The organism is Azohydromonas australica DSM 1124 (assembly GCF_000430725.1).
In the GTDB taxonomy this organism is placed as follows: domain Bacteria; phylum Pseudomonadota; class Gammaproteobacteria; order Burkholderiales; family Burkholderiaceae_C; genus Azohydromonas; species Azohydromonas australica.
The window spans coordinates 1-6,533 of sequence record NZ_AUMO01000143.1 but is presented as its reverse complement, the minus strand read 5'-3'; the positions used below and the strand labels follow the sequence as shown (position 1 = coordinate 6,533).

Below are 6,533 nucleotides of genomic sequence, written 5' to 3'. Positions count from 1 at the left end.
GGGCCGGTGATCATCCCGCTGACCAAGGGCGACGCCGGCACGTGGAGTGTGCCTGCCGGCGCCAAGCTCACGCCGGAACAGATGAAGGCCTACCAGGCCGGCGAGCTGTACGTGAATGTGCACAGCGCGGCCAACAAGGGCGGGGAGGTGCGCGCCCAGCTCAAGCCCTGAGCGGGCGAGCGGGCGAGCGGGCGAGCGGGCGCGGCGGCGTGTACTGCGTATGACCGAGAGGCTCGCACCAAGGCCCACTAACCCGAGGCCATGGAGTACGCGCTGGCGGACCCGGACGAGCCGCCCACTGCTGCGCGCTTTCGTGAGTTCTGCGCCAGCGCGCTGGCACCGGCATTCCGTGCGACGCTCAAATGAAGCAGGCGCAGCGCGCCGCCGAGATCCGGCGCAAGTACCTGCGTCCGGTAGTACCCGGAACTGGACATGAGCGCGCCTGGGCTGCCGGCGTGGTGCGCCGCGCAGATGCCAGCGAGCGTGTGTCCAAGCACAGCCTGCGGGTAGCGCTCGATGCGCTGGCGCGGCAGGGTTCGACACGCTGACCGGATTCCCGTTCCGCTGTAGCGCAAGCAATGCTCCGGCCTCGTGGCAGCGACATGCCGCCGTTCAGTTATGCAAGCACGTCCGGGAACAGAACCATATTGGCGGTGCCCGCACGCTGCCGGTCATCACCAGCATTGGTCGCACGACACTGCGGCGATGCCGGTCAAGTCTTGAGCGGCAGCGTCGAGCGTGTCACGGTGCTGGCGTTGCCAGTGGTTGCCCCTTCTCGACCATATAGACTCCCACCAGCTTGACGGCGGCGCTGCCGCCGTTGTGGGCGTCATGCACCACGCCGGCTGGAATCACGAAGGACTCGCCGGCCTTCACCGTGCGTGAGGGCTGGCCGTCCACCAGCAGTTCGACCTGCCCCTCCAGTACATAGCTGATCTCGTCACCTGGGTGCGTGTGACGGCCGGCGCGCGCGCCCGGCGCTACCTCAACGCGCGCCACCACGGCCTCGCGGCCGGGCACGGACACGTCGGCGCGGCCGACCAGCGTGCGCGTCAGGCCCGGCGCCTGCGCCAGCACGGCAGCCGCAGCGGCGAGCACGGCGACACCGAGGACGAGTTGCGTGGTCCGGAATTGAAATCTCGGCATGGGTCCATCCACGTAAAGCCGGCCCGGGACGGGCGCTGATGCAGCGCAGTCTTGACGCGGCGCTGGCCGGTGCCCATCGGGGTGAACCTCAGGGCCGGGCGCTCCAGCGGGCTCGCACCATCGATCAGTGGAGCGCAGATTTCCAGGCGCTTTTTCACTGGTGATCCTGCGTGCTCCCGCGTGCCGCGGGCCGTAGCGCAAGCGGCCAGTGCACAACAGCTCCAGCATGAGCGCCGCGCCGGTGAACGGCGTGCCGCAGACGCAGGCGAAATCCAACTTGGGCGAGTCGCGCTACCGTGCGGCCTTTGAACAGGAGGAGTCTCCTATGCACCAGCCGTCCCGCCATGCATGCCGGCTTCCCCGCCAGGCCGCTTTTTGTTTCACCAGCTGTGCGGCGTTGCTGAGCCTGGGAGCGGCACGGGCGGCGGACCCCGCGCCGCCCGCTGCCACGCCACAGGCCGTGGTGGACAGTATGGAAGCCGTGTTCGGTCCCAATGCCGGCAAGCGCCGCAACCACACCAAGGGTCTGTGTGCCGAAGGCCGCTTCACGACTGCGCCAGGGGCCGCACGGTACAGCCGCAGCCTGCTGTTCAGCGGCCAACCGGTGCCCGTGCAGGCGCGCTTCTCGCTGGCCGGCGGTCGCGCGTCAGCGCCGGATGCGGCCCGTAGTCCGCGTGGCCTGGCACTGCAGTTCCGGCTGCCGGGCGGCGCGCTGCACCAGATGGCCATGCTCAATGTGCCGGTGTTCTCGTCCGCGATGCCGCAGTCGTTCTTTGAACGGCTCGATGCCGATCGGCCCGACCCCACCACCGGCAAGCCCGACCTGGCGCGGCAGAAGGCGGTGGCGGAACGATTCACCGACAACAAGGCCCTTGCAGCATGGATGTCGCAGCACCGGCCGCCGCCAAGCTTTGCCAACGCGAGCTACCACGGTCTGCACGCGTTTCGCTTCGTCAATGCCCAGGACCAGGCGCGCTGGGTCAAATGGCACTTCGTGCCGCGCGATGGGGAGAAGGAACTGAGCGAGGACGAAATCAAGGCAGCGCCGGCAGACTTCCTGGCCAAGGCCCTCGCCGAGCGGCTGCAGCACGGCCCGGTGGCCTGGGACATGGTGCTGACACTGGGCGAGCCAGGCGATCCGGTCAATGACCCGACGCGGCCCTGGCCCGCGGGCCGCACCGAGGTCACCGTAGGCACGTTGCAGGTCGAGCATGCCGGCGGCAGTGCCTGCGAGGCCATCAACTTCGATCCGCTGGTGCTCAGCGACGGCGTGCAGGCCCCGCCGGACGACCCGGTGCTGGCCTTCCGCTCGCCGGCCTATGCCGTCTCCTGGGCACGGCGCCGGGCAGAAGCAGCCCAAGGGCAAGCGGCCAGCGGTCAAGCTCCTGTGGGCGATGCGGCCAAGGCCGCCTCCCCCCGCGGGGAAGCCGCGACGACGAAAGCGGTCACGCGCTAATCAAGCTGCCTGCAGGTGCTCCACGAGGATCGCCGTGCCGATGCCGATCAGCAGCAAGCCGCCCACGATCTCGGCGCGCTTGCCTGTGACAACACTCAGCACGCGGCCCAGCATCACGCCGGCCGTGACGGCGAGGAACGTGGTCAGGCCAATGGCCGCGGCCGCGGGAACGATGTTGGTGTTGAGGAACGCCAGGCCCACGCCAACGGCCATGGCGTCGATGCTCGTGACCAGGCCCGTGATGGCCAGCAGCCAGAAGCCGTGACGCCGGGGCCGCTCGTCATGAGCCTCCTGGACATCTGCGCTGAAGCCGGCCAGCACCATACGCCCGCCCAGCAACGTCAGCAGCGTGAAGGCGATCCAGTGGTCCCAGGCGCTCACGTACTGTGCAGCGGCCAAGCCCAGGGCCCAGCCCACCACGGGCGTGAGCCCCTCGATGACTCCAAAGATGGCCCCTGTGCGAAGCGCCTCGCTCAACCGGGGCTTGTGCAAGACGGCGCCCTTGCCGACCGCGGCGGCAAAGGCGTCGGTGGACATGGCAAGCGCGAGCAGCGCGGTGGCGGAGGGGCTCATGGTTCCTTTTCCGGTCGGGCACAGACGACGACACGATCACGCGCCCGACCCAGGTCGCGTCAACGTGCCGATGGTCTTGCCAACCGGGACCACCCATGTTCCCAGTGGCCTGCGCCATGGCCGTGGATTCAGCCAAGTGTGTTGATGTCGGTGCCGACGTTTTGCTCGGCGCCAACAGCACTGTGTTCAATCGGCTCTGAACGCGGCGATCAACCCCACCAACTGCTCGATATCGACCGGCTTGGTCAGGTGGTGATCGAAGCCCGCTGCGGCAGACTTGCGCCGGTCGTTGTCCTGCCCCCACCCGGTGAGGGCCAGCAGCAGCATGTGCTCGCCACCGGGCTGCTGGCGCAGCGCGCGCGCCACGGCATGCCCGTCCAGGCTGGGCATGCCGCTGTCCAGCACCGCGACGTCGCGATGCCAGTGGGCGGCCTCCTGCACGGCCGCGTTACCCGAGGGGACCACGCGAGTGTCGCAGCCCTCGAACGACAGCAGCAGGCTCAGTGTCTGGGCCGCGTCCTCGTTGTCGTCGGCCACCAGCACCTTCACTCCCGCGTGCAGCGACGGCAGCTGCGCCTCGGGCCGCACCGGCTCGGCGGCCTGGCCCAAGGGCAGCTGCACCGTGAAGCAGCTGCCCTGCCCCGGCCCGGCACTGTCCGCGGCAACCCGGCCGCCGTGCAGATCCACGATGCCGTGCACCAGCGCCAGCCCGATGCCCAGGCCGCCTTCGGCGCGGCCGGTGCCTGACTCCAGCTGGCTGAACATCTCGAAGATGCGCGTGCGCGCCTCGCGTGGCGGCCCGATGCCGTTGTCGCACACGCTCAAGTGCAGCTCGCTGCCGTGGCGACTGGCGCAGAGCTCCATACGCCCGCCTGCGTCGGTGTACTTGGCCGCGTTGGTCAGCAGGTTGGCCTGCACCTGCGACAGCCGCACGGGATCGGCCTGCAGCAGTTGGCCTTCCTCCATCCCGTCCAGGGAGATCCGCAGCGCGTGGCGCTTGTGGTCGATCAGCGGCCGTGCGGCTTCCACCGCTGCTTCGATGATGGAGGCAGCGACACGCGCTGTGTCTTCAGGATCAGCTTGCCCTGCGTGATGCGTGCCACGTCCAGCAGGTCGTCCAGCAGCCGTGCCATGTGAGAGACCTGACGCTCGATGAGCCGCTGGACCCAGCGCAGCTGCTCGGCGCGCAGCTGTGGTGCGCCCAGCAGATGCGCGGTGTTGCGCAGGGGTGCCAGCGGATTGCGCAGCTCGTGCGCCAGGGTGGCCAGGAACTCGTCCTTGCGCCGGTCGGCCTGGCACCCCGGGCGCTGACCCTGGGGCTGGTGCAGCAGGTGCTGCTGGCCAACTTGCCGACGGCGCAGGGCGAGATCAAGGCCTTGTTCGCGCAGATGTCATGGGACCGGTCATGCACTTCGTGCGCGAGCTGAAGGCCCAGACCATCAGCCGCGTGCGCAGCACCGACGAGGCATGCGAAGGCGCTGCGGCGTTTGTGAAGAAGCAGCGAGCGCATTGGCAAAGTTGAGGCCACCCGGTAGTGGTAGCGGCTGAAACAGTCCTTGCAGTACTGACAGGACGTTTCTGACCCGGGGGCTTGCCCGGCACACCCTGCCCCTGACAGCCCGTTGGCTGTGCAGGAGAGTGCGACATGCGACCTTCGAGCTTCATTCCACCTCGTGCCGGCGCAGGGCCGGCGGTGCTGCTGGCGCTGTGTCTGGTCACCGGCGCGGCGCAAGCCCAGCCGCTCTACCGGGTGCTGGACCTGGGGCTGCTGCCGGCGCATGACTTCAGCACCGCGCTGGACATTAACAATCGAGGCGACATCGTCGGCTTCTCCAGCATCCCGGTCACCGACGGGGTTCAGGTTGCCCTCCTGTGGCGCCACGGCGTGATGCAGACGATCCCGACGCCGGGGTTTACCAGAAACACCCCCTCCGCCATCAACCAGCGCGGTCAGGTGGCGTTCACCGGCTTTGAAAGCGACGAGAGTGCGCCGCCCGCAGCCTACATCTACGACAGCAATAATGGGCGCTTCACGCGCGTCCCCACGCCCTCGGGCTTCGGCACCGCCGTGGCCATCAACGACGCCGGGCATGTCATCGGTCTCGGCAACGCCGAGGGTCCGGCACGGCCGTACCTGTACGACGGCCACGCCAGCCGCGACCTGTCGGGGAGCCTGGGCTGGGCCTTCGGGCTCAACAACGCCGACACGGTGGTTGGTTATGGCATCGATGGCCGTCCCGTCATGTTCCAAAATGGCACGGTCACGCCGCTGTCGTCGGAGCCAGGCCAAGGTTACGCCATCAACAACCAGGGCCAGATCGCCGGCAGCGTGGCCGATCGGCCCTTCCTCTACAGCGGCGGCCAGTTGCAGGTGCTCGATACCGGCGGCCGGGCGGGCCAAGCCCGGGACGTCAACGAGCGCGGTTGGGTCGTGGGCACGCTCAGCAACGGTAGCCCTGAAACCCCCTTCCTGTACCGCGACGGCGAGCTGCGTGACCTCAACACGCTGCTGACACCGAGGGCCGACGCGGCCTGGAACCTGCTGGAGGGCAATGCGATCAACGACCGGGGCTGGATCGTGGGCGCGGGCAGCCTCAACGGTAGCGATCGCCGCGCTTTCGTGGCCATCCCGGTACCTGAGCCCGGCGCGGCGGTGCTGATGCTGGCGGGGCTGGGCATTGTCGGCGCTGCGGCGCGTGGACGGCGGCTGGCGCGCAGCATGGCCTGAGGTTGTCGCAGCAGCTGATTCCCAGGCGCCGCAGCGACGGCCCCCGGTGTCAAGGCACGGCGGCGGTGACGCGGATGCCACAAATTTGCCCGGCGTCGCGTGCGGCGGCCGACCGCGCGCAGGTGCCCGGGTCGATGCGGTGCAGCATCTCGGCCTCGCGCACGCGTCAGCGCCACCTTGGCCAGCTTGACGTGACGCAGGTCAAGCAGGAAATCTTCGCGCTGCGCGAGCGGTTTACGCTTGCGCCCGCTGCGGTGATGCAATGGACCGATCCTGGGCTACTCCTGAACTGGGGGCCTCGTACTTTTCGGAATGTATGGAGCCGACGCCTTTTGCAAGCTCTACGTTGTGATGGAACTGGTCTGCACACATGTATCCGGCTCGCTTGATGGGCAAGGCTGATTGCATGCCCGCAGCCTCGATGAGATCTGCGCACCCCGTCCTCAATATTTTGTCGGCCCGATTGCTCAGCCGTCACGAAAAACAGGATCCCGGAGTGCTGGTCTGACCAGTGTGTCATCACATTGGTAGAGCATCGCAAACCTGCGTTGGGTGTGTTCCTCCTTGGGGTAGTTGCTGCTGTCGGCCGTGTCCGTAGTCGGCGTGGTGGGACTGATCTCAGGCTGCACC

At 68.3% G+C, this 6,533-nt stretch carries 9 protein-coding genes; 5 read left to right on the top strand and 4 right to left on the bottom strand.

From position 1 onward, the window contains the following. The first annotated feature begins 6 nt into the window (after positions 1-6). Positions 7-171: a CHRD domain-containing protein gene (locus H537_RS44125; RefSeq protein ID WP_084150810.1), complete on the top strand. Its 165-nt coding sequence runs from the start codon at positions 7-9 to the stop codon at positions 169-171. Positions 172-362: 191 nt separating this feature from the next. Then, on the top strand, positions 363-548 hold the full coding sequence (locus H537_RS0118620; protein ID WP_028999043.1) for a hypothetical protein: 186 nt from the start codon (positions 363-365) through the stop codon (positions 546-548). A 193-nt stretch (positions 549-741) separates the two neighbouring features. Here H537_RS0118620 and H537_RS0118615 read toward each other — a convergent pair whose 3' ends face one another. After that, complete coding sequence (locus tag H537_RS0118615) at positions 742-1,146, bottom strand: cupin domain-containing protein (protein ID WP_028999042.1); 405 nt, start codon at positions 1,144-1,146, stop codon at positions 742-744. A 226-nt stretch (positions 1,147-1,372) separates the two neighbouring features. On the opposite strand from H537_RS0118615, the gene H537_RS44120 reads away from it, so the two are divergent. After that, positions 1,373-2,602 carry a catalase family peroxidase gene (locus H537_RS44120; RefSeq protein ID WP_051242963.1) on the top strand — a complete coding sequence of 410 codons (1,230 nt, stop codon included), beginning with the start codon at positions 1,373-1,375 and terminating at the stop codon, positions 2,600-2,602. Here the strand turns inward: H537_RS44120 and mntP are convergent, their stop codons facing one another. The 3 genes from mntP to H537_RS56550 form a co-directional block, all read right to left on the bottom strand. Then, a complete protein-coding gene (gene mntP / locus H537_RS0118605; RefSeq protein WP_028999041.1) occupies positions 2,603-3,175 on the bottom strand; it encodes a manganese efflux pump MntP in 573 nt (190 codons plus the stop codon). It lies immediately after the preceding gene. Positions 3,176-3,361: 186 nt separating this feature from the next. Next, the gene (locus H537_RS44115) at positions 3,362-4,204 is read right to left on the bottom strand and encodes a hybrid sensor histidine kinase/response regulator (RefSeq protein WP_051242961.1); all 843 of its coding nucleotides are present in this window, start codon (positions 4,202-4,204) and stop codon (positions 3,362-3,364) included. Beyond that, positions 4,183-4,401 carry a hypothetical protein gene (locus H537_RS56550; RefSeq protein WP_310733025.1) on the bottom strand — a complete coding sequence of 73 codons (219 nt, stop codon included), beginning with the start codon at positions 4,399-4,401 and terminating at the stop codon, positions 4,183-4,185. The genes H537_RS44115 and H537_RS56550 overlap by 22 nt, the downstream gene beginning before the upstream one ends. Between H537_RS56550 and H537_RS56545 the strand changes: the two genes are divergently transcribed. Further along, positions 4,309-4,602, top strand: coding sequence for a hypothetical protein (locus tag H537_RS56545; RefSeq protein ID WP_028999040.1), 294 nt, complete (start codon positions 4,309-4,311; stop codon positions 4,600-4,602). The two genes, H537_RS56550 and H537_RS56545, sit on opposite strands and share 93 nt — an antisense overlap. 266 nt (positions 4,603-4,868) lie before the next feature. Next, positions 4,869-5,903: a PEP-CTERM sorting domain-containing protein gene (locus tag H537_RS0118585; protein ID WP_028999039.1), complete on the top strand. Its 1,035-nt coding sequence runs from the start codon at positions 4,869-4,871 to the stop codon at positions 5,901-5,903. The last annotated feature ends 630 nt before the right edge of the window (positions 5,904-6,533 follow it).

What these genes read in the sequence shown, in the direction of transcription:
- H537_RS0118620 (WP_028999043.1), top strand. Translation starts at nt 363, where the DNA reads ATGAAGCAGGCGCAGCGCGCCGCCGAGATCCGGCGCAAGTACCTGCGT.
- H537_RS0118615 (WP_028999042.1), bottom strand. Translation starts at nt 1,146, where the DNA reads ATGCCGAGATTTCAATTCCGGACCACGCAACTCGTCCTCGGTGTCGCC.
- H537_RS44120 (WP_051242963.1), top strand. Translation starts at nt 1,373, where the DNA reads ATGAGCGCCGCGCCGGTGAACGGCGTGCCGCAGACGCAGGCGAAATCC.
- mntP (WP_028999041.1), bottom strand. Translation starts at nt 3,175, where the DNA reads ATGAGCCCCTCCGCCACCGCGCTGCTCGCGCTTGCCATGTCCACCGAC.